At 72.1% G+C, this 23500-nt stretch carries 19 protein-coding genes; 15 read left to right on the top strand and 4 right to left on the bottom strand.

Annotated features, from left to right (window positions below):
* Positions 1-27 precede the first annotated feature (27 nt).
* The 5 genes from AB0A69_RS28815 to mutM all read left to right on the top strand — a co-directional run bounded on the left by AB0A69_RS28815 (position 28) and on the right by mutM (position 4002).
* Entirely contained in the window at positions 28-1140 is a 1113-nt protein-coding gene (locus AB0A69_RS28815) for a cell division initiation protein (RefSeq protein WP_361428114.1), read from the top strand.
* Positions 1141-1338: 198 nt separating this feature from the next.
* A complete protein-coding gene (locus AB0A69_RS28810) occupies positions 1339-1944 on the top strand; it encodes a DUF177 domain-containing protein (RefSeq protein ID WP_361428112.1) in 606 nt (201 codons plus the stop codon).
* A gap of 2 nt (positions 1945-1946) precedes the next feature.
* On the top strand, positions 1947-2120 hold the full coding sequence (rpmF, locus tag AB0A69_RS28805) for a 50S ribosomal protein L32 (protein WP_030496967.1): 174 nt from the start codon (positions 1947-1949) through the stop codon (positions 2118-2120).
* A gap of 8 nt (positions 2121-2128) precedes the next feature.
* The gene (gene rnc, locus AB0A69_RS28800; RefSeq protein WP_361428110.1) at positions 2129-3046 is read left to right on the top strand and encodes a ribonuclease III; all 918 of its coding nucleotides are present in this window, start codon (positions 2129-2131) and stop codon (positions 3044-3046) included.
* A 92-nt stretch (positions 3047-3138) separates the two neighbouring features.
* A complete protein-coding gene (gene mutM, locus AB0A69_RS28795) occupies positions 3139-4002 on the top strand; it encodes a bifunctional DNA-formamidopyrimidine glycosylase/DNA-(apurinic or apyrimidinic site) lyase (RefSeq protein WP_361428108.1) in 864 nt (287 codons plus the stop codon).
* Positions 4003-4006: 4 nt separating this feature from the next.
* Here mutM and AB0A69_RS28790 read toward each other — a convergent pair whose 3' ends face one another.
* Entirely contained in the window at positions 4007-4885 is an 879-nt protein-coding gene (locus AB0A69_RS28790) for a CAP domain-containing protein (RefSeq protein ID WP_361428106.1), read from the bottom strand.
* A 121-nt stretch (positions 4886-5006) separates the two neighbouring features.
* Here AB0A69_RS28790 and AB0A69_RS28785 point away from each other — a divergent pair, with 121 nt between their 5' ends.
* The 4 genes from AB0A69_RS28785 (at position 5007) to AB0A69_RS28770 (ending at position 11336) form a co-directional block, all read left to right on the top strand.
* Positions 5007-5288, top strand: a complete 282-nt coding sequence (locus AB0A69_RS28785) for an acylphosphatase (RefSeq protein WP_361428104.1) — start codon at positions 5007-5009, stop codon at positions 5286-5288.
* A gap of 405 nt (positions 5289-5693) precedes the next feature.
* Positions 5694-5909, top strand: a complete 216-nt coding sequence (locus AB0A69_RS28780; RefSeq protein ID WP_361428102.1) for a hypothetical protein — start codon at positions 5694-5696, stop codon at positions 5907-5909.
* A gap of 220 nt (positions 5910-6129) precedes the next feature.
* Positions 6130-9705: a chromosome segregation protein SMC gene (gene smc, locus AB0A69_RS28775; RefSeq protein WP_361428100.1), complete on the top strand. Its 3576-nt coding sequence runs from the start codon at positions 6130-6132 to the stop codon at positions 9703-9705.
* A 197-nt stretch (positions 9706-9902) separates the two neighbouring features.
* The gene (locus tag AB0A69_RS28770; RefSeq protein WP_361428098.1) at positions 9903-11336 is read left to right on the top strand and encodes a sugar porter family MFS transporter; all 1434 of its coding nucleotides are present in this window, start codon (positions 9903-9905) and stop codon (positions 11334-11336) included.
* Between the two features lie 123 nt (positions 11337-11459).
* Here AB0A69_RS28770 and AB0A69_RS28765 read toward each other — a convergent pair whose 3' ends face one another.
* Both AB0A69_RS28765 and AB0A69_RS28760 read right to left on the bottom strand, forming a co-directional pair.
* On the bottom strand, positions 11460-11774 hold the full coding sequence (locus tag AB0A69_RS28765; RefSeq protein ID WP_361428096.1) for a hypothetical protein: 315 nt from the start codon (positions 11772-11774) through the stop codon (positions 11460-11462).
* Between the two features lie 142 nt (positions 11775-11916).
* A complete protein-coding gene (locus AB0A69_RS28760) occupies positions 11917-13362 on the bottom strand; it encodes a cytosine permease (RefSeq protein ID WP_361428094.1) in 1446 nt (481 codons plus the stop codon).
* A gap of 100 nt (positions 13363-13462) precedes the next feature.
* Between AB0A69_RS28760 and ftsY the strand changes: the two genes are divergently transcribed.
* The gene (ftsY, locus tag AB0A69_RS28755; protein ID WP_361428092.1) at positions 13463-14689 is read left to right on the top strand and encodes a signal recognition particle-docking protein FtsY; all 1227 of its coding nucleotides are present in this window, start codon (positions 13463-13465) and stop codon (positions 14687-14689) included.
* A gap of 55 nt (positions 14690-14744) precedes the next feature.
* On the opposite strand, the gene AB0A69_RS28750 is transcribed toward ftsY, so the two are convergent.
* Entirely contained in the window at positions 14745-15404 is a 660-nt protein-coding gene (locus AB0A69_RS28750) for a bifunctional DNA primase/polymerase (protein WP_361428091.1), read from the bottom strand.
* A 416-nt stretch (positions 15405-15820) separates the two neighbouring features.
* On the opposite strand from AB0A69_RS28750, the gene AB0A69_RS28745 reads away from it, so the two are divergent.
* The 5 genes from AB0A69_RS28745 (at position 15821) to ffh (ending at position 23433) form a co-directional block, all read left to right on the top strand.
* Positions 15821-17299 (top strand): hypothetical protein, encoded by a 1479-nt coding sequence (locus AB0A69_RS28745; RefSeq protein ID WP_361428090.1) that lies wholly within the window; start codon positions 15821-15823, stop codon positions 17297-17299.
* A gap of 352 nt (positions 17300-17651) precedes the next feature.
* Positions 17652-19004, top strand: coding sequence for an ammonium transporter (locus tag AB0A69_RS28740; protein ID WP_361428088.1), 1353 nt, complete (start codon positions 17652-17654; stop codon positions 19002-19004).
* The gene (locus tag AB0A69_RS28735; RefSeq protein WP_361428086.1) at positions 19001-19339 is read left to right on the top strand and encodes a P-II family nitrogen regulator; all 339 of its coding nucleotides are present in this window, start codon (positions 19001-19003) and stop codon (positions 19337-19339) included. The genes AB0A69_RS28740 and AB0A69_RS28735 overlap by 4 nt, the downstream gene beginning before the upstream one ends.
* 25 nt (positions 19340-19364) lie before the next feature.
* Entirely contained in the window at positions 19365-21794 is a 2430-nt protein-coding gene (locus AB0A69_RS28730; RefSeq protein WP_361428084.1) for a [protein-PII] uridylyltransferase, read from the top strand.
* Between the two features lie 85 nt (positions 21795-21879).
* Positions 21880-23433: a signal recognition particle protein gene (ffh, locus tag AB0A69_RS28725; RefSeq protein WP_361428082.1), complete on the top strand. Its 1554-nt coding sequence runs from the start codon at positions 21880-21882 to the stop codon at positions 23431-23433.
* Positions 23434-23500: the final 67 nt, after the last annotated feature.

Raw genomic sequence — 23500 nt, 5'->3', positions numbered from 1 at the left:
CCGGCTGTAGAGAGTGGCGAGCACACGGTGGACGTGCAGAAGAAGCTCGACGAGATCGTCGAGACGGTCAGGAACTCCCGTTCCATGCCCATGTCGGCCTCCTGCGTGGTCAACCGCGCCGAGCTGCTCGCGATGCTCGAAGAGGTCCGCCAGGCCCTGCCCGGCTCCCTGGCCCAGGCCCAGGAGCTGATCGGCGGCCGTGAGCAGCTGGTCGAGCAGGCCCGCGCCGAGGCCGAGCGGATCATCGAGGCCGCCCACGCCGAGCGTGGCTCGCTGATCTCCGACACCCAGATCGCCCGGCGGTCCCAGGAGGAGGCCGACCGCATCCTCGCCGAGGCCCGCCGAGAGGCCGAGGAGATCCGCGCCGAGGCCGACGAGTACGTCGACTCCAAGCTGGCCAACTTCGAGGTCGTCCTCACCAAGACCATCGGCTCCGTCGACCGCGGCCGCGAGAAGCTCCTCGGACGGGGCCCGGGCGTCGACGCGCAGGCGCGGTACGCGGAATATTCCGATGATGACGCCCCCGAGTACAGCGCCGACCCGCAGACCCTCATCCACCGCGCCGACGAGTACGTCGACGCCAAGCTCGGCGCCTTCGAGGCGGTCCTCTCCAAGACCCTGGAGGCCGTCGGCCGCGGCCGCCAGAAGCTGCACGGCCGGATCGCCACCGACGAGCTCGGCGCCCACATGGCGGCGCAGGACGCGGCGGGCTTCCCCCAGCAGCGGCACACCAGCGACGCGGACTACCTGGCCGGCCTCGCCGAGCTGGCCGACCCCGAGCCGGCCCGCCGGCAGCCCGTCGCGGCCTCCACCGCCTCCGCGGCCTCCACGCCGCCCGTCCCGGCGGCCCCGGCCCTGACGCCCGACCCGTATACGTACGTGCCCGAGAGCGCCCCCCAGCAGGCGTACGGCTACCCGCAGCAGGACCCCTACGCCGGCTACCAGCAGCAGGGTGGCTACGATCAGGCGTACGCCGATCCGTACGCGTACGGCCAGCACGGCCAGCACGGCCAGCAGCAGCCTCAGCCGCAGCCGGTGCCGGAGGGCGGCCAGCAGGCCGCCGCGCTCGACGAGACCAGCTTCTTCGACACGAGCATGATCGACATGGAGCAGCTGCGCCGCTACGAGCAGGGGCGCTGAGCGGCCCGCACATCCGGAGCGGACGGCCCCGGATTGGGCTGTGAGCGAAGCGTCAAGTATCCTGGCTCTTCGGTCGCGAGTACATCCGCGATTCGGCGTGCCCGCGTCGGCGTCAGTCCTGATGCCGGGCCGCCCCCCAGACGATTTCCGAAAGCAGGAAGAGCCCTGAGTACGCGCCTCGACCACCGCAACCCCCTCGTGTTCGACACGCACGAGCTGGGGCGGCGTCCTGGTGCCCTCCAGCGGCTCTCCCGCTCGGTCCAGGCCCCGGCCGACCTCGGGATCGCCGAGGTCATCGGCGTGCCCGAGGGGTCGCCGGTCGAGCTGGAGCTCCGCCTCGAGTCCGTCATGGAAGGGGTGCTCGTCACGGGCACCGCCCGTGCACGCGCCGAGGGGGAGTGCGTAAGGTGTCTGGAGCCGCTGCACCAGGACGTTGTGGCGGACTTCCAGGAGATGTTCTCGTACCCCGACACCGATGACCGGGGCCACCGCAAGGGGGCCGCGGACGACGATGCCGAGGACGACGAGGACATGACCCCCCTCGAGGACGGCATGTTCGACCTCGAGCCCGTGCTGCGTGACGCGGTGGTGCTCGCACTGCCGTTGCAGCCGGTGTGCCGGGAGGACTGTGCCGGCCTGTGCCCCGACTGCGGGGTCAGCCTGAACGACGACCCGGACCACCACCATGACGCCGTCGACATCCGTTGGGCGGCACTGCAGGGACTCGCCGGTTCACTCGGGACCGGGGAGAAGGACAACATGAGCGGCGCCGAACCGGGCGTCGACGAGAAGCAGGAGAAGTAGCCGTGGCTGTTCCGAAGCGGAAGATGTCGCGCAGCAACACGCGCCACCGCCGGTCGCAGTGGAAGGCTGCGGTCCCCACCCTGGTTTCGTGTGAGCGTTGCCAGGAGCCGAAGCAGCAGCACATCGCGTGCCCCAGCTGCGGCACGTACAACAAGCGCCAGGTCCTCTCGGTCTGAGCGGGCTGGTGAGAGGCACCGTGTCTAGCCACAAAACGGCGGATGACGCCAAGAAGCAGGCGGAGAACACGGCCTCGTCCCACACGCTTCTGGAAGGGCGGCTCGGGTATCAGCTCGAGTCCGCCCTTCTGGTGCGTGCGCTGACCCACCGCTCGTACGCGTACGAGAACGGCGGTCTGCCCACCAACGAGCGGCTGGAGTTCCTCGGGGACTCCGTGCTCGGCCTGGTGGTCACGGACACGCTGTACCGCACCCACCCCGACCTGCCCGAGGGCCAACTGGCCAAGCTGCGGGCCGCGGTGGTCAACTCGCGTGCGCTGGCGGAGGTCGGCCGCGGCCTCGACCTGGGCTCCTTCATCCGGCTTGGCCGGGGTGAAGAGGGCACCGGGGGCCGGGACAAGGCTTCCATCCTCGCCGACACCCTCGAAGCGGTGATCGGTGCGGTCTATCTCGACCAGGGCCTCGAAGCGGCGTCCGAGCTGGTGCACCGGCTCTTCGACCCGCTGATCGAGAAGTCCTCGAACCTCGGCGCCGGCCTGGACTGGAAGACCAGCCTCCAGGAGCTGACCGCGGCCGAGGGCCTCGGCGTTCCGGAGTACCTGGTCACCGAGACCGGACCGGACCACGAGAAGACCTTCACTGCTGCTGCCCGCGTCGGTGGTGTCTCGTACGGCACCGGCACCGGCCGCAGCAAGAAGGAAGCGGAGCAGCAGGCCGCGGAGTCCGCCTGGCGGGCCATCCGGGCCGCCGCGGACGAGCGGGAGGCGGCGGCGAAGGCCGCGGCCGAATCCGGCACGGATTCCGCTTCCGGGGGCTCCGAAACCGGCCGCGACTCCGTTTCCGGCTCTGTTTCCGGCTCCGAAGAGGCCGCCGACACCTCTTCGGTCCCCGAGGCCGCGCACACCGCGGACTCGGCCACGGCCTGAGCCGCTGCTCGCTTCCGCCCCCGTCGCACCGTTTCCGCGGTGCGGCGGGGTTTCCCCATATCCCCCTCCACATCGCCCACCGGAGGTGCCCCGTGCCCGAGCTGCCCGAGGTCGAAGTCGTACGACGCGGCCTGGAGCGCTGGATCAGCGGGCGGACCGTCCGCGAGGTGGAGGTCCTGCACCCCCGCGCCGTACGGCGGCATCTGGCGGGCGGCGAGGACTTCGCGGCCCGGCTGAAGGGGCGGCGCTTCGGTGTCGCACAGCGGCGCGGGAAGTACCTGTGGCTGCCGCTGGAGGAGACCGACGCGTCCGTGCTCGGACACCTGGGCATGAGCGGCCAGCTGCTCGTCCAGCCCGAGGACGCCCCGGACGAGAAGCACCTGCGGATACGCGTCCGCTTCGACGATGCCCTGGGCACCGAGCTGCGCTTCGTCGACCAGCGCACCTTCGGCGGGCTCTCGCTCCACGAGAACACCCCCGAGGGGCTGCCCCAGGCCATCGCGCACATCGCCCGCGACCCGCTCGACCCCGCGTTCGACGAGGCCGCCTTCCACACCGCGCTGCGCCTGCGCCGTACGACGGTGAAGCGGGCCCTGCTCGACCAGTCGCTGATCAGCGGCGTCGGCAACATCTACGCGGACGAGGCGCTGTGGCGCTCCCGCCTCCACTACGACCGGCCCACCGCCACCCTCACCCGCCCCCGCTCGGCCGAGCTCCTCGGCCACGTACGGGAGGTGATGACGGCCGCGCTCGCCGTCGGCGGCACCAGCTTCGACAGCCTGTACGTCAACGTCAACGGCGAGTCCGGCTACTTCGACCGCTCCCTGGACGCCTACGGCCGCGAGGGCGAGCCCTGCCGCCGATGCGGCACCCCGATGCGCCGCCGCCCCTGGATGAACCGGTCCAGCTACTTCTGCCCGCGCTGCCAGCGCCCGCCGCGCGCCGTGGCGCCGTAGCGGCTCAGAAGCCGAAGTCCTGCGTCCACCACGGGCCGCCCTCGGCGAAGTGCACGCCGACGCCGAGCGTCGTGTAGTCGCAGTTGAGGATGTTGGCGCGGTGGCCGTCGCTGTTCATCCAGGACTCCATCACCGCCTGGGCGTCGGACTGGCCGCGGGCGATGTTCTCGGCGGCGAGGCTGGACACGCCGGCCTGCGAGGCGCGGTCCCAGGGGGAGTCCCCGTCGGGGTCGGTGTGCGAGAAGAAGTTCCGCTGCGCCATGTCGAGGCTGAACGCCCCCGCCAGCGACGCCAGCTCGGCGTTGGGGCGGACCGGGCTGCAGCCGACCTTGGCGCGCTCGGCGTTGACGAGGCTCAGCACGGCGGCCTCGGCGGCCCGCTCCTTGCTCGCCACGCGGGCCGTCGTGGACTCGACGGTCCGCTGGGGCGTCGCCGTGGCCGTACGGGAGGGGCTCGCGCTCTTCGGCGTGGCCGTACGGGAGGGGCTCGCGCTCTTCGGCGTGGCCCGCTGCGTGGACGCCGACGGCTCCGGGGCCTTCGCGCGCTTCGACGGCGTGGCCGACGGCTTCGTGGGGCTGGGGGTGGGGGTGGGCTTCGCCGTGGGCGTCTTCGACGGCGTCTGCGGGCGCTCGGCGCTCCGGCTCGGGCTCGGGGAGGCCGGCGCGCGGCCGGTGGGCGTGGCGCTCGCCTCGCCCTGGGTCCGCAGCTCCGGGGCCCCGGTGCGGATGTGCTCGGCGGACGGGCCGCCGCCCACCTTGTACGTGTCGCCGCCCGGCAGCAGCCCGGAGGCGACGGCGACGGCGCCCACCGCCACCGCGGCGGAGGCGCCGAGCAGACCGGTGCGTACGGGGACCATGGCCCGCTTCTTCCGGTGGCGTCCCATCTGCTCTGCCTTCCTGATGACTAACTCACCCGTATGGGTGACGCTCATTGCGTCGGGACTGTACGCCATGACGCGTGGGGGAGAAGTGCCGCTTGAGCAATTCGCCGGTTAGCGTGCAGCCATGAATGATCACGTAAGGCTCACCGCCTGGGTGCGCGGCCGCGTACAGGGAGTGGGCTTCCGCTGGTTCACCAGGGCAAACGCATTGCGCATCGGTGAGCTCACCGGATTCGCCCTGAACCTCGAAGACGGGAGGGTCCAGGTGGTGGCCGAGGGGCCGAGTGAGAATTGCCACCAATTGCTGGAGTGGCTCGGCTCCGGCGACACTCCCGGCCGTGTTGACGGAGTCACTGAGATCTGGGACACGCCGCGCGGTGGTTACGACGGCTTCGAGGTCCGCTGACGATCTTGGTCCGGGGGTGTCGGGGGGCGCCGGGAAACCCCCGCGCGGCCCCCGGCACGCAGTGCCGCGCGTTCCCCCGTGCGGGGAAAAGCCCCTGGTGGTTGCCAAGAACGGCGCCGCGTGCCAGGCTGCGCGGGAAACGATGATCGACACGCCCCCGAGGGCACCGTGCGCGAGGCGCCGCCGCAGCATCCGCGGCCGCAGACCCCCCGGTTGGCCCTTGATGCGGGGCGTGATCGTGTTGACCGTCAAACTTTTTGGTGAGACTCTGGAAGCCCCGCGCACCTTAGCTGTTTGGCAGTGGGAACCGCAGCGGCACCACTCTCTGCTGCCGGACACCGCGGGTGCGAACCCTCACGACCCACACCGCTTCGGTCGGTCACTCAGTGTGGAGGACCATCCATCATGGCAAAGGCGCTTCTCGGTTATGTCGGCGGTTCCGACCCGCGACTTCTCGCCGAGATGCGGCGGCTTCAGCAGCGCGTCCAGGACCTGGAATCCGAGCTCGTACGGATCCAGTCCGAGAACGACGCGCTGAATGCAGCTGCCGCACACAGCGGCGAGTCGCTGCTCGACGGCATCGACATCGACGTATCCAAGGCGGAGCCTGCGCTCACCTGACCACAGCCCCCACGGGCAGGTGAGAAACACTCTCCCTAGATATGCAAGGGACGCTCCTGCGGCGTCCCTTCTTTCTTTTCCGCTCCCGCCCCATGGGACCCACCCAGCCCCATGGACCTCGGGTTCCCCATGTTCATCTGCTGTATCCCCGCTCCTTACGGTCTGGTCTGCCCTTCGTGTTCATGGGTCAAACGGAGGACGCCCGGTAGAGTCCGGGGGCGTGCACCTCAAGGCCCTGACCCTGCGTGGTTTCAAGTCGTTCGCCTCCGCCACCACCCTGCGGTTCGAACCGGGCATCACGTGTGTCGTGGGGCCGAACGGTTCCGGGAAGTCCAATGTGGTGGACGCCCTTTCCTGGGTCATGGGCGAACAGGGCGCCAAGTCGCTGCGCGGCGGAAAGATGGAGGACGTCATCTTCGCCGGCACCACCGGGCGGCCGCCGCTGGGCCGCGCCGAGGTGTCCCTCACCATCGACAATTCCGATGGCGCGCTCCCCATCGACTACGCCGAAGTCACCATTACGCGGATCATGTTCCGCGGCGGCAGCAGCGAATACCAGATCAACGGCGACACCTGCCGGTTGCTGGACATCCAGGAACTCCTCTCCGACTCCGGTATCGGCCGGGAAATGCACGTGATCGTCGGGCAGGGCCAGCTCGACTCCGTCCTGCACGCCGATCCCATGGGACGGCGGGCGTTCATCGAAGAGGCCGCGGGCGTCCTCAAGCACCGCAGGCGCAAGGAGAAGGCGCTGCGGAAGCTCGACGCGATGCAGGCCAACCTCGCCCGGGTCCAGGACCTCACCGACGAGCTGCGGCGCCAGCTCAAGCCCCTCGGGCGGCAGGCGGCCGTGGCACGGCGAGCCGCCGTCATCCAGGCCGACCTGCGCGACGCGCGGCTCCGGCTCCTCGCCGACGACCTCGTACGCCTCCGGGAGGCGCTGCGGACGGAGCTCGCCGACGAGGCCGCGCTCAAGGAGCGCAAGGAGCGGGCCGAGGCCGAGCTCCAGGCCGCCCTCGCCCGCGAGGCCGACCTGGAGGACGAGGTGCGCCGGCTCGCCCCCCGGCTCCAGCGCGCCCAGCAGACCTGGTACGAGCTGTCGCAGCTCGCCGAGCGGGTACGCGGGACCGTCTCGCTGGCCGACGCCCGTGTGAAGAGCGCCACCGCGCCCCCCGTGGAGGAGCGGCGCGGCCGCGACCCCGAGGACCTGGAGCGTGAGGCCGCCCGCGTCCGCGAGCAGGAGGCGGAGCTGGAGGCCGCGCTGGAGGCGGCGCAGCGGGCCCTGGAGGACACCGTCGCGCACCGCGCCGAGCTGGAGCGGGAGCTCGCGGCGGAGGAGCGGCGACTGAAGGACGCGGCCCGGGCCATCGCCGACCGGCGCGAGGGCCTGGCCCGGCTGTCCGGACAGGTGGGCGCGGCCCGGTCGCGCGCCGCCGCCGCCCAGGCCGAGATCGACCGGCTGGCCGCCGCCCGCGACGAGGCCCGCGAGCGCGCGGCCGCCGCCCAGGAGGAGTACGAGGCGCTCCAGGCCGAGGTCGACGGCCTCGACGCGGGCGACGCCGAACTCGCCGAGCGCCACGAGGCAGCCAAGCGCGAGCTCGCCGACGCGGAGGCCGCGCTCACGGCCGCCCGCGAGGCCGCCACCGCGGCGGAACGCAAGCGCGCCGCCACCCAGGCCCGCCACGAGGCCCTCGCCCTCGGGCTGCGCCGCAAGGACGGCACCGGCGCAGTGCTCGCCGCCGGCGACCGGCTGGCCGGGCTGCTGGGCCCGGCGGCCGAGCTGCTCACCGTGACGCCCGGCCACGAGGTCCCGGTCGCCGCAGCCCTGGGGGCCGCCGCCGACGCCCTCGCGGTCCGCGACCCCGCGACGGCCGCCGACGCCATCCGCCTGCTGCGCAAGCAGGACGCGGGCCGGGCGGCCCTGCTGGTCGCCGGCGCGCCCGCGTACGAGGCCGAGCCCCCGGTGCCCGGCGGGACGCGGGTGGCCGACCTCGTGCAGGGCCCCGAAGGGCTCGTCGCCGCCGTGCGCAGGCTCGTGCGCGGCATGGTGGTCGTCGGAACCCTGGAGGACGCCGAGGACCTGGTCGCGGCGCACCCCGAGGCGGTCGCCGTCACCGCCGAGGGCGACGTCCTCGGGGCGCACGTCGCGCAGGGCGGCTCCGCCGGGGCGCCCAGCCTCCTGGAGGTCCAGGCCTCCGTCGACGAGGCCGCGGCCGAGCTGGCCGAGCTGGCCGTACGGTGCGAGGAGCTCGCCGCCGCGCAGACCGAGGCGGCCGAGCGGCGCCGCGCCGCGGCCGCCCGCGTGGAGGAGCTGGGCGACCGGCGCCGGGCCGCCGACCGCGAGAAGTCCCAGGTCGCGCAGGCCCTCGGGCGGCTCGCCGGCCAGGCCCGGGGCGCCGCGGGCGAGGCCGAACGGACCGCCGCGGCCGCCGCCCGCGCGCAGGAGGCCCTGGAGAAGGCGACCGAGGAGGCCGAGGAGCTCGCCGAGCGGCTCGCGGTCGCCGAGGAGGCGCCGACAGACGAGGAACCGGACACCTCCGTACGCGACCGGCTCGCCGCCGACGGCGCCAACGCCCGCCAGACCGAGATGGAGGCCCGCCTCCAGGTCCGGACGCACGAGGAGCGGGTCAAGGGCCTCGCCGGCCGCGCCGACTCCCTCGACCGGGCCGCCCGCGCCGAACGCGAGGCCCGCACCCGCGCCGAGCAGCGCCGCGCCCGGCTGCGCCACGAGGCCGAGGTCGCCACGGCCGTCGCCTCCGGCGCCCGCCAGCTCCTCGCGCACGTCGAGGTCTCCCTCGTACGGGCCGAGCGGGAGCGGGCCGCCGCCGAGTCCGCCAAGGCGGCGCGCGAGCGGGACCTGGCGACCGCCCGGGCCCGGGGCCGGGACCTCAAGGGCGAGCTCGACAAGCTCACGGACTCGGTCCACCGGGGCGAGGTGCTCGGTGCCGAGAAGCGGCTGCGGATCGAGCAGCTGGAGACCAAGGCGCTCGAGGAGCTGGGCGTGGAGCCGGCCGTCCTCATCGCCGAGTACGGGCCCGACCAGCCGGTACCGCCCTCCCCGCCCGCCGAGGGCGAGGAGCTGCCGGACACTGCGTCCGATAGCGGCTCCGCCGCGGGGGAGCATCCGCGCAACCAGCCCCGGCGTTTCGTCCGCGCCGAACAGGAAAAGCGCCTGAAGACCGCCGAACGGGCGTACCAACAGCTCGGGAAGGTGAATCCGCTCGCCCTGGAGGAGTTCGCGGCGCTGGAGGAACGCCACCAGTTCCTCTCGGAGCAGCTTGAGGACCTGAAGAAGACGCGTGCCGACCTTCTTCAGGTGGTGAAGGAGGTGGACGTACGCGTCGAGCAGGTCTTCACGGAGGCGTACCGGGACACGGCCCGCGAGTTCGAAGGCGTCTTCTCCCGCCTCTTCCCCGGCGGCGAGGGGCGGCTCGTCCTGACCGACCCCGGCAACATGCTGACCACGGGCGTGGACGTCGAGGCCCGCCCGCCCGGCAAGAAGGTCAAGCGGCTGTCGCTGCTGTCCGGCGGGGAGCGGTCGCTGACCGCGGTCGCCCTCCTCGTGTCGATCTTCAAGGCCCGGCCCAGCCCGTTCTACGTGATGGACGAGGTCGAGGCGGCGCTCGACGACACCAACCTGCAGCGGCTGATCCGGATCATGCAGGAGCTCCAGGAGAGCTCACAGCTGATCGTGATCACGCACCAGAAGCGGACCATGGAGGTCGCGGACGCCCTCTACGGCGTCTCCATGCAGGGCGATGGCGTGTCCAAGGTGATCAGCCAGCGCCTTCGCTGAGTTGTCTTCAAGTCCTGAACGCAAGCCGACACGCCGTCCGGGCAAATTCACAGACCTTCAGCCCTTGACTTCGAAACTTGAAGGCATAGTCTCTGCAACGTTGCTTTTACCTTCAAGTGGTGGGCGGCGTCATGTTGTGCGCCACTGGAAGGGCTCGCCCCCCATGCTCGGCGACGCTGCCGGGCCCAGGAGTTCACGTGACCAGCACCGCCCAGCCACCCGCCGCGCAGCCACCCGCGTCGGGCGCCCGCGAGGCCCACCCCGACCACCTCGGCCATGTCATCTTCATCACGGCCGCCGCCGCGATGGGCGGCTTCCTCTTCGGCTACGACAGCTCCGTCATCAACGGCGCCGTCGAGGCGATCCGCCACCGGTACGAGATCGGCTCCGGCACCCTCGCGCAGGTCATCGCGATCGCCCTGATCGGCTGCGCCATCGGCGCCGCCACCGCGGGCCGGATCGCCGACCGCATCGGACGCATCCGCTGCATGCAGATCGCCGCGGTGCTCTTCACCGTCAGCGCCATCGGCTCCGCGCTGCCGTTCGCGCTGTGGGACCTCGCCATGTGGCGCGTGATCGGCGGCTTCGCCATCGGCATGGCCTCGGTCATCGGCCCCGCCTACATCGCGGAGGTCGCCCCGGCCGCGTACCGGGGACGGCTCGGCTCCTTCCAGCAGGCCGCCATCGTCATCGGCATCGCCGTCTCCCAGCTCGTCAACTGGGCCATCCTCAACATGGCCGACGGCGATCAGCGCGGCGAGATCGCCGGCATCGAGGCCTGGCAGTGGATGCTCGGCGTCATGGTCGTCCCGGCCGTGCTGTACGGCCTGCTCTCCTTCGCGATCCCCGAGTCGCCGCGCTTCCTGATCTCCGTCGGCCGCCACGACCGCGCCAAGGAGGTCCTCGCCGAGGTCGAGGGCAAGGGCGTCGACCTGGACGCCCGCGTCGCCGAGATCGAGACGGCCATGCGCCGCGAGCACAAGTCCAGCTTCCGGGACCTGCTCGGCAGTCGCTTCGGCTTCCTGCCGATCGTCTGGGTCGGCATCGGCCTCTCGGTCTTCCAGCAGCTCGTCGGCATCAACGTCGCCTTCTACTACTCGTCCACGCTGTGGCAGTCGGTCGGCGTCAACCCGGAGAGCTCGTTCTTCTACTCCTTCACCACGTCGATCATCAACATCATCGGCACCGTGATCGCGATGGTCCTGGTCGACCGCGTGGGCCGCAAGCCGCTCGCCCTCGTCGGCTCCGCCGGCATGGCGATCGCCCTCGCCTTCGAGGCCTGGGCCTTCTCCGCGGACCTGGTCGGCGGCAAGCTCCCGGAGACCCAGGGCATCGTCGCCCTGATCGCCGCGCACCTCTTCGTGCTCTTCTTCGCCCTGTCGTGGGGCGTGGTCGTCTGGGTCTTCCTCGGCGAGATGTTCCCCAACCGCATCCGCGCCGCGGCCCTCGGCGTCGCCGCCTCCGCGCAGTGGATCGCCAACTGGGCCATCACCGCGAGCTTCCCGTCCCTGGCGGACTGGAACCTCTCCGGCACGTACATCATCTACACGGTCTTCGCCGTGCTCTCCATCCCCTTCGTACTGCGGTACGTGAAGGAGACCAAGGGCAAGGCGTTGGAGGAGATGGGCTAAACCCCGCTGCCCCTCTCCTCACCCACGAGACTGCCCCGGCCCGCGCCTGCGAAGGTGCGAGCCGGGGCAGTACGCGTGGGGCGGTGTCGGCGTGGGGCGAGGTGATCGCTCGCAGCCGTGCGGCTAAACTTCCCCGCCCGTCAATGTGCCGATCACATCCACACCACCCATCTCGTGGATGACGCTGGGCAGTCCCAGGGTGCCGCATTGGTTGCCTGGACTGCCGGCGGGCACGGCGACACCGAGGCCGGTGATGATGCCGCTGTGCTGCTGCGTGGCGCCGCCGGCACGAGGGCCACCGATGTTGGCGCAGGCGTTGTCGAAGGCCGCGTTGCCGAAGCCGATGATAGAGGTGGCGCTTGCGGGTGCAGCGATGCCGAGAAGGCTGCCGGCGGCGGTGAGCAGCGCCAGCGCGCCAGTGACGTGCATACGGTTCATGCACCGCCAACGCATACCAGTGCAGGTCGGACACGGGCGCGGCCCCGCCGACGCCTTGACTCGGGCATGGAGACGCCCCTTCACCGGAAACACGTCCGGCGAAGGGGCACAGGCGGAGCAGCAGTCGGCGCGGCGCCGGGGCTCAGGCCGAGACCGCGGCCCGCTCGGGCTCGTCCGACGCCTCGACGGGAGCCGCCGCGGCCGCGCGCGGCAGCACGGCGTACAGCACCGCCGCCACCACGATCGTCACCAGCCAGCCCAGCCCGTTGCGGCCGATCCAGGACTCCGCGAGCGGCCCGGCGAACCAGTCGACCTTCGTGAAGGCCAGGCCCACCAGCAGCGCCACGGCCCACGCCGCCATGGCCTGCGGGGCGAAGCCGCCCCGGTACCAGTAGGCGCTGGTGCGCGTGGTGTCCATCAGGGCCTGGCCGTCGTACGAACGGCGGCGCAGCATGTCGACGCCGAAGACGCCGATCCACGCCGAGAACGCCACCGCCAGCAGCGTCAGGAAGGAGATGAACGAGCCGATGAAGCTGGTCGCCACCACCATCAGCAGGAAGCCGAAGACCAGCGAGATGACGGCGTTCACACTGACCGCCCAGGCGCGCGGGACGTTGATGCCGAGCGTCTGGGCCGTGAAGCCGGCCGAGTACATCGACATCGAGTTGATCAGCAGCATGCCGATGAGGGCGATGATCAGGTACGGCACCGAGATCCAGGCCGGCAGCAGCTCGCCGATGAACGACACGGGGTCCTGCGCGGACGCCAGGTCCGGCGTGGACACCGCCATCACCGCGCCCATCAGCACCATCGGCAGCACCACGATCCCGGCGCCGCCGACCGTCGAGCCGACCACGGCCCGGTTCGACGCCGTACGCGGCAGGTAGCGGGTGAAGTCCGGACCGGAGGGCACCCAGCTGATGCCGCCCGCCGCGATCGTGCCGATGCCCGCGATCAGCATCGCCGTCGACCCGGCCGGCTTGTCGAAGACCGCGCCCCAGTCGGTGTCGGCCACGAGGTAGACCATCACCAGCACGGAGAAGGCGCCGAAGAGGTACGTGGACCAGGTGCTGCACACCCGCAGCGCGTTGATGCCGAGCCCCGACACCACGAACGTGGCGGCGACGAAGAACAGCAGCGTGACGACGATCAGCGGCGTGCTGCTCTTCACACCGACCAGCAGGTCCAGCACGGTCAGCACGGCGTACGCGCCGGTGACCGCGTTGATCGTCTCCCAGCCCCAGCGGGCCACCCAGATGAGCGAGCCGGGGAAGAGGTTGCCGCGCTGGCCGAAGACCGCCCGCGACAGCGCCATGCCGGGCGACCCGCCGCGCTTGCCCGCGATCGAGATGAGACCGACGATCCCGTACGACAGGAGGGGCGCGGCGAGCGCGACGACCAGGACCTGCCAGATGTTCAGGCCGTTGAAGACGATGAGGCCGGCGCCCATGGTGAGGAGCAGCACACTGATGTTCGCGGCCACCCAGGTCGGGAACAGCTCCCGGACATGGCCGGTGCGTTCCCCGTCGGGGACGGGTTCGAGGCCGCGGGTCTCTATCGCGCCTTCGGCTTCGGAGGCGTGGGGCATGGATCAGCTCCGTGCGAGAGGTGGGGGATTCACGACATCGTACATTCACCCCAAAAGCTCCAGATAGGGGCCTACGGCCCTGGGGGATACTGGTCGCGTTATGGAAATCCTCATCCTTGCTGTAGTCATCGCTCTGGTCGCGGTCGGCGCGATCAGCGGCCTTGTGGTCAGCAGCCGCAAGAAGAAGCAGCTGCCGCCGCCCCAGGCGCCGTCGTCCACGCCGACCATCACCGCTCCGCCCGCCGAGCCGCACGTCGGCGAGGAGGCGGAGACACCGCGGGAGGAACCGCGCCGCACCATCGAGGAGGTGGACCTCCCCACGGCCGAAGAGGCGCTCGACGCGCCGGCGGCCGTCGAGGACCCGCTCGTCGCGGCGCCGCCCGCGCCCGAGATCGAGGTCCCGGAGCCCACCGCGGGCCGGCTGGTCCGGCTGCGCGCCCGGCTGGCCCGTTCGCAGACCTCCCTGGGCAAGGGGCTGCTCACCCTGCTGTCCCGGGAGCACCTCGACGAGGACACCTGGGAGGAGATCGAGGACACCCTCCTCACCGCGGACGTCGGCGTCGCGCCCACCCAGGAGCTGGTGGAGCGGCTGCGCGAGCGCGTGAAGGTGCTCGGCACGCGGACGCCGGCGGACCTGCGCGCGCTGCTGCGCGAGGAGCTGCTCACCCTCGTCGGCACGGACTTCGACCGCTCCCTGAAGACGGAGAGCGACCTCGACACCCCGGCCGTCGTGATGGTCGTCGGTGTGAACGGCACCGGCAAGACCACGACCACCGGCAAGCTCGCGCGCGTACTGGTGGCGGACGGCCGCTCGGTCGTCCTGGGCGCGGCGGACACCTTCCGCGCCGCCGCCACCGACCAGCTCCAGACCTGGGGCGACCGGGTCGGCGCCCGCACGATCCGCGGCCCCGAGAACGGCGACCCGGCCTCGGTCGCCTACGACGCGGTCAAGGAGGGCATCGCGGAGGGCGCCGACGTCGTCCTGATCGACACGGCGGGCCGGCTGCACACCAAGACGGGCCTGATGGACGAGCTCGGCAAGGTCAAGCGCGTCGTCGAGAAGCACGGCCCGGTGGACGAGATCCTGCTGGTCCTCGACGCCACCACCGGTCAGAACGGCCTGGTGCAGGCGCGCGTCTTCCGCGAGGTCGTCGACATCACCGGCATCGTCCTGACGAAGCTGGACGGCACGGCCAAGGGCGGCATCGTCGTCGCGGTCCAGCGCGAGCTGGGCGTCCCGGTGAAGCTCATCGGCCTCGGCGAGGGCCCGGACGACCTGGCTCCCTTCGAGCCGGAGGCGTTCGTCGACGCGCTCATCGGCGACTGACCCCAGCGCGGGGTCCGGGGCTCGGGGTCCACCCCCGGGCCCCCCTTTTTTCGCGTCAGCCCGCCGAGCGGTGGCAGATGTACGCCAGCGTCCCCAGCAGCAGCCGCGCCTGCGGCGGTGCCCCCGCGTCGAGCGACGGCGGCCGCAGCCACCGGGCCGGGCCCAGTCCCGCGTGGTCGGACGGCGGGACCGTGATGTACGCGCCGGGGCCCAGGCACTGCAGGTCGAGGTCCGCGTCGTCCCAGCCCATCCGGTACAGCAGCTCGGGCAGCTCCGCCGCCGCGCCGGGCGCCACGAAGAACTGCGCGCGCCCCGTCGGGGTGGCGCACACCGGCCCCAGGGGCAGGCCCATCCGCTCCAGGCGGACGAGCGCCCGGCGGCCCGCCGGCTCGGCGACCTCCAGCACGTCGAACGTCCGCCCCACGGGCAGCATCAGCGCGGCGCCGGGGAACCGGGACCACGCCTCGGTGACGGTGTCGAGCGTCGCGCCCGCCGGCACCTCGGGCGCGAAGTCGAGGGGATGCGCCCCCGGGGCCGTACAGGCCGGGTCGCCGCAGGAGCAGCGGCCCGAGGCGGCGCGGGCGCCCGGGACCACGTCCCAGCCCCACAGGCCGGTGTACTCCGCCACCACGGTGCACTCCGCGGTGCGCATGCCGCGGCGCCGGATGTCGCGGATGCGGGTGCGGGTGCGGGTCGAGCCGATCGTGAAGCCCATGCCCCCTCCAACGGGTGAACTCGCCGGTGGTTACGACCCGGAGTCTTCTCGTGACGCTGCGTCGCCGCCATGCCCCGACGGGTGGCGCGCGGAGGCATCGAGGGTCGTGCGAGCCGTCACGCGCGCCTCGCGGTACGACGATCCGCCGGCTCCTGGTCGTCGTGCGTCAAGTGAATCGCGCCTGGGGCGGGGCGAGTTCATTCGAAGGGGTGGCGAATGGTGGCGTTTATGGAAACGACCTCGCCTGATCGGTGATCGTAGGATTACTTTCGGTACATGAAACCGGGGTGGTGGCCGTTCCTCTTGGGTATGCCGGGGGCAAGCCGGTTCCGCGTTTCGTACGCGGACGGTCGCGATCGACGGCATTCTGACAACGGTTCGCGCGACAAGCGACGACAGCGGATGGGGGCGTTCCAGTGGGCGGCAGCGGCGCAGACGGTACGAATGCCGGCAAGCGCCCGAACGAGCAACTGAGCTCGTGGTTCGTGCGCAGCGGCTGGTCCAAGGGCGAGCTCGCGCGCCAAGTGAACCGCCGGGCGCGCCAGATGGGCGCACACCACATCAGCACGGACACCTCGCGCGTACGGCGCTGGCTCGACGGCGAGCAGCCGCGCGAGCCCATTCCGCGCATCCTCTCCGAGCTGTTCTCCGAGCGGTTCGGCACGGTCGTCGCCGTCGAGGACCTCGGCCTGCGCACCGCCCACCAGTCACCCTCGGTGTCCGGCGTCGACCTGCCCTGGGCGGGACCCCAGACCGTCGCCCTGCTCAGCGACTTCTCCCGCAGCGACCTCATGCTCGCCCGGCGCGGCTTCCTCGGCACGTCCCTCGCCCTGGCCGCCGGCCCCGCCCTCATCGAGCCCATGCAGCGCTGGCTCGTCCCGACCCCCGCCGGTGACACCGGCGGCCGCACCGAGCAGTCCGGCGGACCGCGCCGCCCCACCCGGCTGTCCACACCGGAACTGGACCTGCTGGAGTCCACCACCGCCATGTTCCGCCAGTGGGACGCCCAGTGCGGCGGCGGACTGCGCCGCAAGGCGGTCGTCGGCCAGCTCCACGAGGTCACCGACCTCCTGCAGGAGCCGCACCCGGCCGCCACCGCCCGCCGCCTCTTCACCTGCGCCGCCGAACTGGCCGAGCTCGCCGGGTGGATGAGCTACGACGTCGGCCTCCAGCCCACCGCCCAGAAGTACTTCGTGCTCGCGCTGCACGCCGCCAAGGAAGCCGGCGACAAGCCCCTCGGCTCGTACATCCTCTCCTCCATGAGCCGCCAGATGATCCACCTCGGGCGGCCCGACGACGCGCTGGAACTCATCCACCTCGCCCAGTACGGCAGCCGCGACTGCGCCACCCCGCGCACCCAGGCCATGCTGTATGCGATGGAGGCCCGCGCGTACGCCAACATGGGCCAGCCCAGCAAGTGCAAGCGCGCGGTACGGATGGCCGAGGACACCTTCGCCGACGCGGGCCTCGACGGCGAGCCCGAGCCCGACTGGATCCGCTTCTTCTCCGAAGCCGAGCTCAACGGCGAGAACGCCCACTCCTACCGCGACCTCGCCTATGTGGCCGGCCGCAGTCCCACGTACGCCTCCCTCGCCGAGCCCGTGATGCAGCGCGCCGTCGAGCTGTTCCGCAAGGACGACGAGCACCAGCGGTCGTACGCGCTCAACCTCATCGGCATGGCCACCGTGCACCTGCTCAAGCGCGAGCCCGAGCAGTCCACCGCCCTCGCCGAGCAGGCCCTGCACGTCGCCAAGCGGGTCCGGTCGGAGCGGGTCAACACCCGGCTGCGCAAGACCGTCGACACGGCGGCCCGCGACTTCGGCGACGTACCGGAAGTCGCCCGGCTCACCGAGAAGCTCACCGCCCAGCTCCCCGAGACCGCCGAAGCGGTCTGACCGCGCGAGCCACCCAGACCCCGGCCGCGACCGTCACCCCTGTACAGCCCGACTCGGCTCCCTCACGCCAGGTCAACAGGGTGACCGTCGCGGCCGGTCCCGCGCCGTGCCGGACTCCGCGCGGGGCTGGTGCCGGGCCGCGCCCGCACGGTACCCGCGTTACATTCCCGTGACCCTGCGCTTCACCGCCGCGTAACACGCGGGGGCTCTTCGTCACTGCGGCGAAACATCGTGCGGCATCGACCGAAACCGCGCTGCGCCAACCTCGGTGCTCATAACCGGCCACCCCTCATAGCCGTGTAGCCACCACCGGCACCGCCCCGCACAGGCCGACCGAGACGAGGAGACGCCGATGCCCCCAGGCATCACGACCCTTGCCGCAGACGCACCCACGCTGTCTGCCGCGAACACCGGGTTCATGCTCATCTGTTCCGCCCTGGTGATGCTGATGACACCGGCCCTCGCCTTCTTCTACGGAGGCATGGTCCGGGTGAAGTCCACCCTCAACATGCTGATGATGAGCTTCATCAGCCTCGGGATCGTCACGATCCTGTGGGTGCTGTACGGCTTCAGCATCGCCTTCGGCACCGACTCCGGCTCCCTCATCGGGTGGTCGTCCGAGTACGTCGGCCTCAGCGGCATCGGCATCACCGAGCTCTGGGACGGCTACACCATCCCGGTGTACGTATTCGCCGCCTTCCAGCTGATGTTCGCCATCATCACCCCCGCCCTGATCAGCGGCGCCCTCGCCGACCGCGTGAAGTTCACCGCCTGGGCGCTGTTCATCGCCCTCTGGGTCACCGTCGTCTACTTCCCGGTCGCCCACTGGGTCTGGGGCGCCGGCGGCTGGCTCTTCGAGATGGGTGTCATCGACTTCGCGGGCGGCACCGCCGTCCACATCAACGCCGGCGCCGCCGCCCTCGGCGTGATCCTCGTCATCGGCAAGCGCGTCGGCTTCAAGAAGGACCCGATGCGCCCGCACAGCCTCCCGCTGGTCATGCTCGGCGCCGGGCTGCTGTGGTTCGGCTGGTTCGGCTTCAACGCCGGCTCCTGGCTCGGCAACGACGACGGCGTCGGGGCCGTGATGTTCCTCAACACCCAGGTCGCCACCGCCGCCGCCATGTGCGCCTGGCTCGCGTACGAGAAGATCCGCCACGGCGCCTTCACGACCCTCGGCGCCGCCTCCGGCGCGGTCGCCGGACTCGTCGCCATCACCCCGGCGGGCGGCTCCTGCTCCCCGCTCGGCGCGATCGCCATCGGCGCCATCGCCGGTCTGCTCTGCGCCATGGCCGTCGGCCTGAAGTACAAGTTCGGCTACGACGACTCCCTCGACGTCATCGGCGTCCACCTCGTCGGCGGCGTGGCCGGCTCCCTGCTCGTCGGCTTCTTCGCCACCGGCGGCGTCCAGTCCGACGCCAAGGGCCTCTTCTACGGCGGCGGCCTGGAGCAGCTCGGCAAGCAGGCCATCGGCGTCTTCGCCGTCCTCGCCTACTCCCTGATCGTCTCCGCGCTGCTCGCCTTCGTCATCGACAAGGCGATGGGCATGCGGGTCAGCGAGGATGACGAGGTCTCCGGCATCGACCGCGTCGAGCACGCCGAGACGGCTTACGACTTCAGCGGCGCCGGCGGCGGAACCGGCTCGCGCAAGCCCGCCCCGGCCCCGGAGACCCTTCCCGCAGTGGAGAACAAGAAGGTGGACGCATGAAGCTGATCACGGCGGTCGTCAAGCCGCACCGGCTCGACGAGATCAAGGAGGCCCTCCAGGCCTTCGGGGTCCAGGGACTGACGGTCACGGAGGCCAGCGGCTACGGCCGCCAGCGCGGCCACACCGAGGTCTACCGGGGCGCCGAGTACACCGTCGACCTCGTGCCCAAGATCCGCATCGAGGTCCTCGTCGAGGACGACGACGCCGAACAGCTCATCGACGTCATCGTCAAGGCCGCCCGCACCGGCAAGATCGGTGACGGAAAGGTCTGGAGCGTCCCCGTCGACACCGCCGTCCGGGTCCGCACCGGCGAACGCGGCCCCGACGCCCTGTAGAACACGCCTTCCAAGGAGCCCCTGGGTGACGAGCACCGACGATGTGAAAGCCGACGACTCGGGACCCAGCGGCTACGCGGCGGCCCGGCTGCACCTCCTGACCCGGGAGGCGCGGTCCGGGCCGCCGCGCCGCGCCGCCCTCTCCCGCCTCACCGACCACTGGCTCACCGGCCTGTTCGCCCCGGCGGCCCCCGCGCGCGGCGTGGCGCTCGTCGCCGTCGGCGGGTACGGGCGCGGCGAGCTCTCCCCGCGCAGCGACCTCGACCTGCTCCTCCTCCACGACGGCACCGCCGACCCCGCCGCCATCGCCGCGCTCGCCGACCGGATCTGGTACCCCGTCTGGGACCTCGGCCTCGCCCTCGACCACTCCGTACGCACCCTCGCCGAGGCCCGCAAGACCGCCGCCGAGGATCTCAAGGTCCAGCTCGGCCTCCTCGACGCCCGCCACCTCGCCGGCGACCTCGGCCTCGTCACCGCCCTGCGCACCGCCGTCCTCGCCGACTGGCGCAACCAGGCCCCCAAGCGCCTCCCCGAACTCGACGCGCTCTGCCGCGAGCGCGCCGAACGCCAGGGCGAACTCCAGTTCCTCCTCGAACCCGACCTCAAGGAGGCCCGAGGCGGCCTGCGCGACGCCACCGCCCTGCGCGCCGTCGCCGCCTCCTGGCTCGCCGACGCCCCCCGCGAAGGGCTCGCCGAGGCCCGCCGCACCCTCCTCGACACCCGCGACGCCCTCCACCTCGTCACCGGACGCGCCACCGACCGGCTCGCCCTCCAGGAGCAGCCCCAGGTCGCCGCCGCCCTCGGCCTGCCCGACGCCGACGCCCTGCTCCGCAGCGTCTACGAAGCCGCCCGCACCCTCTCGTACGCGGGCGACGTCACCTGGCGCGAGGTCAACCGCGTCCTGCGCGCCCGGGCCGTACGCCCCCGGCTGCGCGCCCTCCTCGGACGGCAGCCCGCCGTGCGCTCCCCGCTCGCCGAGGGCGTCGTCGAGATGGACGGCGAGGCCGTCCTCGCCCGCACCGCCCGCCCCGAACGCGACCCGGCCCTGCCGCTGCGCGCCGCCGCGGCGGCCGCCCAGGCGGACCTGCCCCTCTCCCCGTACGCCGTACGCCGCCTGGCCGCCGCCACCAAGCCGCTGCCGGTGCCGTGGCCCGCCGAGGCCCGCGAGGCGCTCGTGACCCTGCTCGGCGCGGGGGAGTCCACCGTGCCCGTATGGGAGGCCCTGGAGGCGGAGGGCGTCATCAGCCGCCTGCTGCCCGAATGGGAGCGGGTCCGCTGCCGCCCGCAGCGCAACCCCGTCCACACCTGGACCGTCGACCGGCACCTCGTCGAGACCGCCGTACGCGCCTCCGCCATGGCCCGCCGCGTCGGGCGCCCCGACCTCCTCCTCGTCGCCGCCCTCCTCCACGACATCGGCAAGGGCCGCCCCGGCGACCACTCGGTCGTGGGCGAGCCCCTCGCCCGCGACATCGCCGCCCGCATCGGCTTCGACCCCCACGACACCGCCGTCGTCGCCACCCTCGTACGCCACCACCTCCTGCTCGTCGAGACCGCCACCCGCCGCGACCTCGACGATCCCGCGACCGTCGACTCCGTCGCCGCGGCCGTCGGCTCCGCGTCCACGCTGGAGCTCCTGCACGCCCTCACCGAGGCCGACGCGCTCGCCACCGGCCCGGCCGCCTGGTCCTCCTGGCGCGCCTCCCTCGTCGCGGACCTGGTCAAGCGGGTCGCCGGCGCCCTCGCGGGCGAGGCACCCCCGGCCCCGGAACCCGCCGCGCCCGGCGCCGAGGAGGAGCGCCTCGCCGTGGAGGCCCTGCGCACCGGGGAACCCGTCCTCACGCTGCACGCCGACGGCCCGGCCGACGGCGACGCACCCGAACCCGTCGGCGTCGAGCTGCTCATCGCCCTCCCCGACCGGCCGGGCGTCCTGCCCGCCGTGGCCGGCGTCCTCGCCCTGCACCGCCTCACCGTCCGCTCCGCCGACCTCCGCGCGATCGACCTGCCGACGGGGCTCGGCGGCGGCGGGGCGGTCCTCGTACTGAACTGGCGCGTCGCCGCCGAGTACGGCTCCCTGCCGCAGGCCACCCGGCTGCGCGCCGACCTCGTCCGCGTCCTGGACGGCTCCCTCGACATCCGCTCCCGCCTCGCCGAACGCGAGGCCGCCTACCCCCGCCGCCACGGCGCCACGGCCCCGCCACCCCGCGTCACGGTCGCCCCGGCCGGCTCCGCGCTGGCCACGGTCATCGAGGTCCGCGCCCACGACGCCCCGGGCCTGCTGCACCGCATCGGGCGGGCGCTGGAGTCGGCGGCGGTACGGGTGCGCAGCGCGCACGTCTCGACGCTGGGGGCGAACGCGGTGGACGCCTTCTACGTCACGGACGCCGCCGGCGCCCCGCTGGCCCCCGAGGAGGCGGCGGAAGTGGCACGCACCCTGGAAGCAGCACTGCGGGCATGACGGGGCTGCTACGGATCGGCTCAAGCCCGATACCCTTGGGTTCGACTGTCCGCCCGCCCCCTACACCCGAGGATCCGCGACCGCCGTGTTCGATACCCTCTCCGACCGCCTTGCAGCGACTTTCAAGAACCTCCGAGGCAAGGGCCGCCTCAGCGAGGCGGACATCGACGCCACGGCACGTGAGATCCGTATCGCGCTGCTCGAGGCCGACGTGGCCCTGCCCGTCGTGCGGGCCTTCATCAAGCAGATCAAGGAGCGGGCCCTCGGCGCCGAGGTCTCGCAGGCGCTGAACCCCGCGCAGCAGGTCATCAAGATCGTCAACGAGGAGCTCATCGGCATCCTCGGTGGCGAGACCCGGCGCCTCCGGTTCGCCAAGAACCCGCCCACCGTGATCATGCTCGCGGGTCTCCAGGGTGCCGGTAAGACCACCCTCGCCGGAAAGCTCGGCCTCTGGCTCAAGGGCCAGGGCCACTCGCCGCTGCTCGTCGCGTGTGACCTCCAGCGGCCGAACGCCGTCAACCAGCTCGCCGTCGTCGCCGAGCGCGCGGGCGTCGCCGTGTACGCGCCCGAGCCGGGCAACGGCGTCGGTGACCCGGTGCAGGTCGCCAAGGACTCGATCGACTACGCGAAGACCAAGCTCCACGACATCGTCATCGTCGACACCGCGGGCCGCCTCGGTATCGACCAGGAGCTGATGCAGCAGGCCGCGGACATCCGCGACGCGGTCTCGCCCGACGAAGTCCTCTTCGTCGTCGACGCCATGATCGGTCAGGACGCGGTCAACACCGCCGAGGCCTTCCGCGACGGCGTCGGCTTCGACGGCGTCGTGCTGTCCAAGCTCGACGGCGACGCCCGCGGTGGTGCCGCCCTGTCGATCGCGCACGTCACCGGCCGCCAGATCATGTTCGCCTCCAACGGCGAGAAGCTGGACGACTTCGACGCGTTCCACCCGGACCGCATGGCGTCCCGCATCCTCGGCATGGGTGACGTCCTCTCGCTGATCGAGAAGGCCGAGCAGACCTTCAGCCAGGAAGAGGCCGCCAAGATGGCCTCCAAGCTGGCGTCCTCCAAGGGCAAGGACTTCACCCTCGACGACTTCCTGGCCCAGATGGAGCAGGTCCGGAAGATGGGCTCCATCTCCAAGCTGCTCGGCATGCTGCCGGGCATGGCGCAGATGCGGGACCAGATCAACAACATCGACGAGCGGGACGTCGACCGCACGGCCGCGATCATCAAGTCGATGACGCCCGGCGAGCGCCAGGACCCGACGATCATCAACGGCTCGCGCCGGGCGCGTATCGCCCGTGGTTCGGGTGTCGACGTCAGCGCGGTGAAGAACCTGGTGGAGCGGTTCTTCGAGGCCCGCAAGATGATGTCCCGCATGGCGCAGGGCGGCGGGATGCCGGGCATGCCGGGGATCCCCGGCATGGGCGGCGGCCCCGGCCGTCAGAAGAAGCAGCAGAAGCAGGCCAAGGGCAAGCGCAAGAGCGGCAACCCGATGAAGCGGAAGGCCGAGGAGGCGGCCGAGGCCGCCCGCCGCGAGCAGGCGGCCCAGCAGGGCGGCGCCTTCGGCCTGCCGCCCGGCCAGCCGGGCAAGGACTTCGAGCTTCCGGACGAGTTCAAGAAGTTCATGGGCTGATCACGGTCTGACGGCCGCGTACGACGGCTGAGCGCAAGGGGCGTCCACCAGGTGGTGGGCGCCCCTT

It is taken from the genome of Streptomyces sp. NPDC045431 (assembly GCF_040646655.1).
Lineage (GTDB): Bacteria > Actinomycetota > Actinomycetes > Streptomycetales > Streptomycetaceae > Streptomyces.
This window is presented reverse-complemented; position numbering and strand designations above follow the sequence as displayed.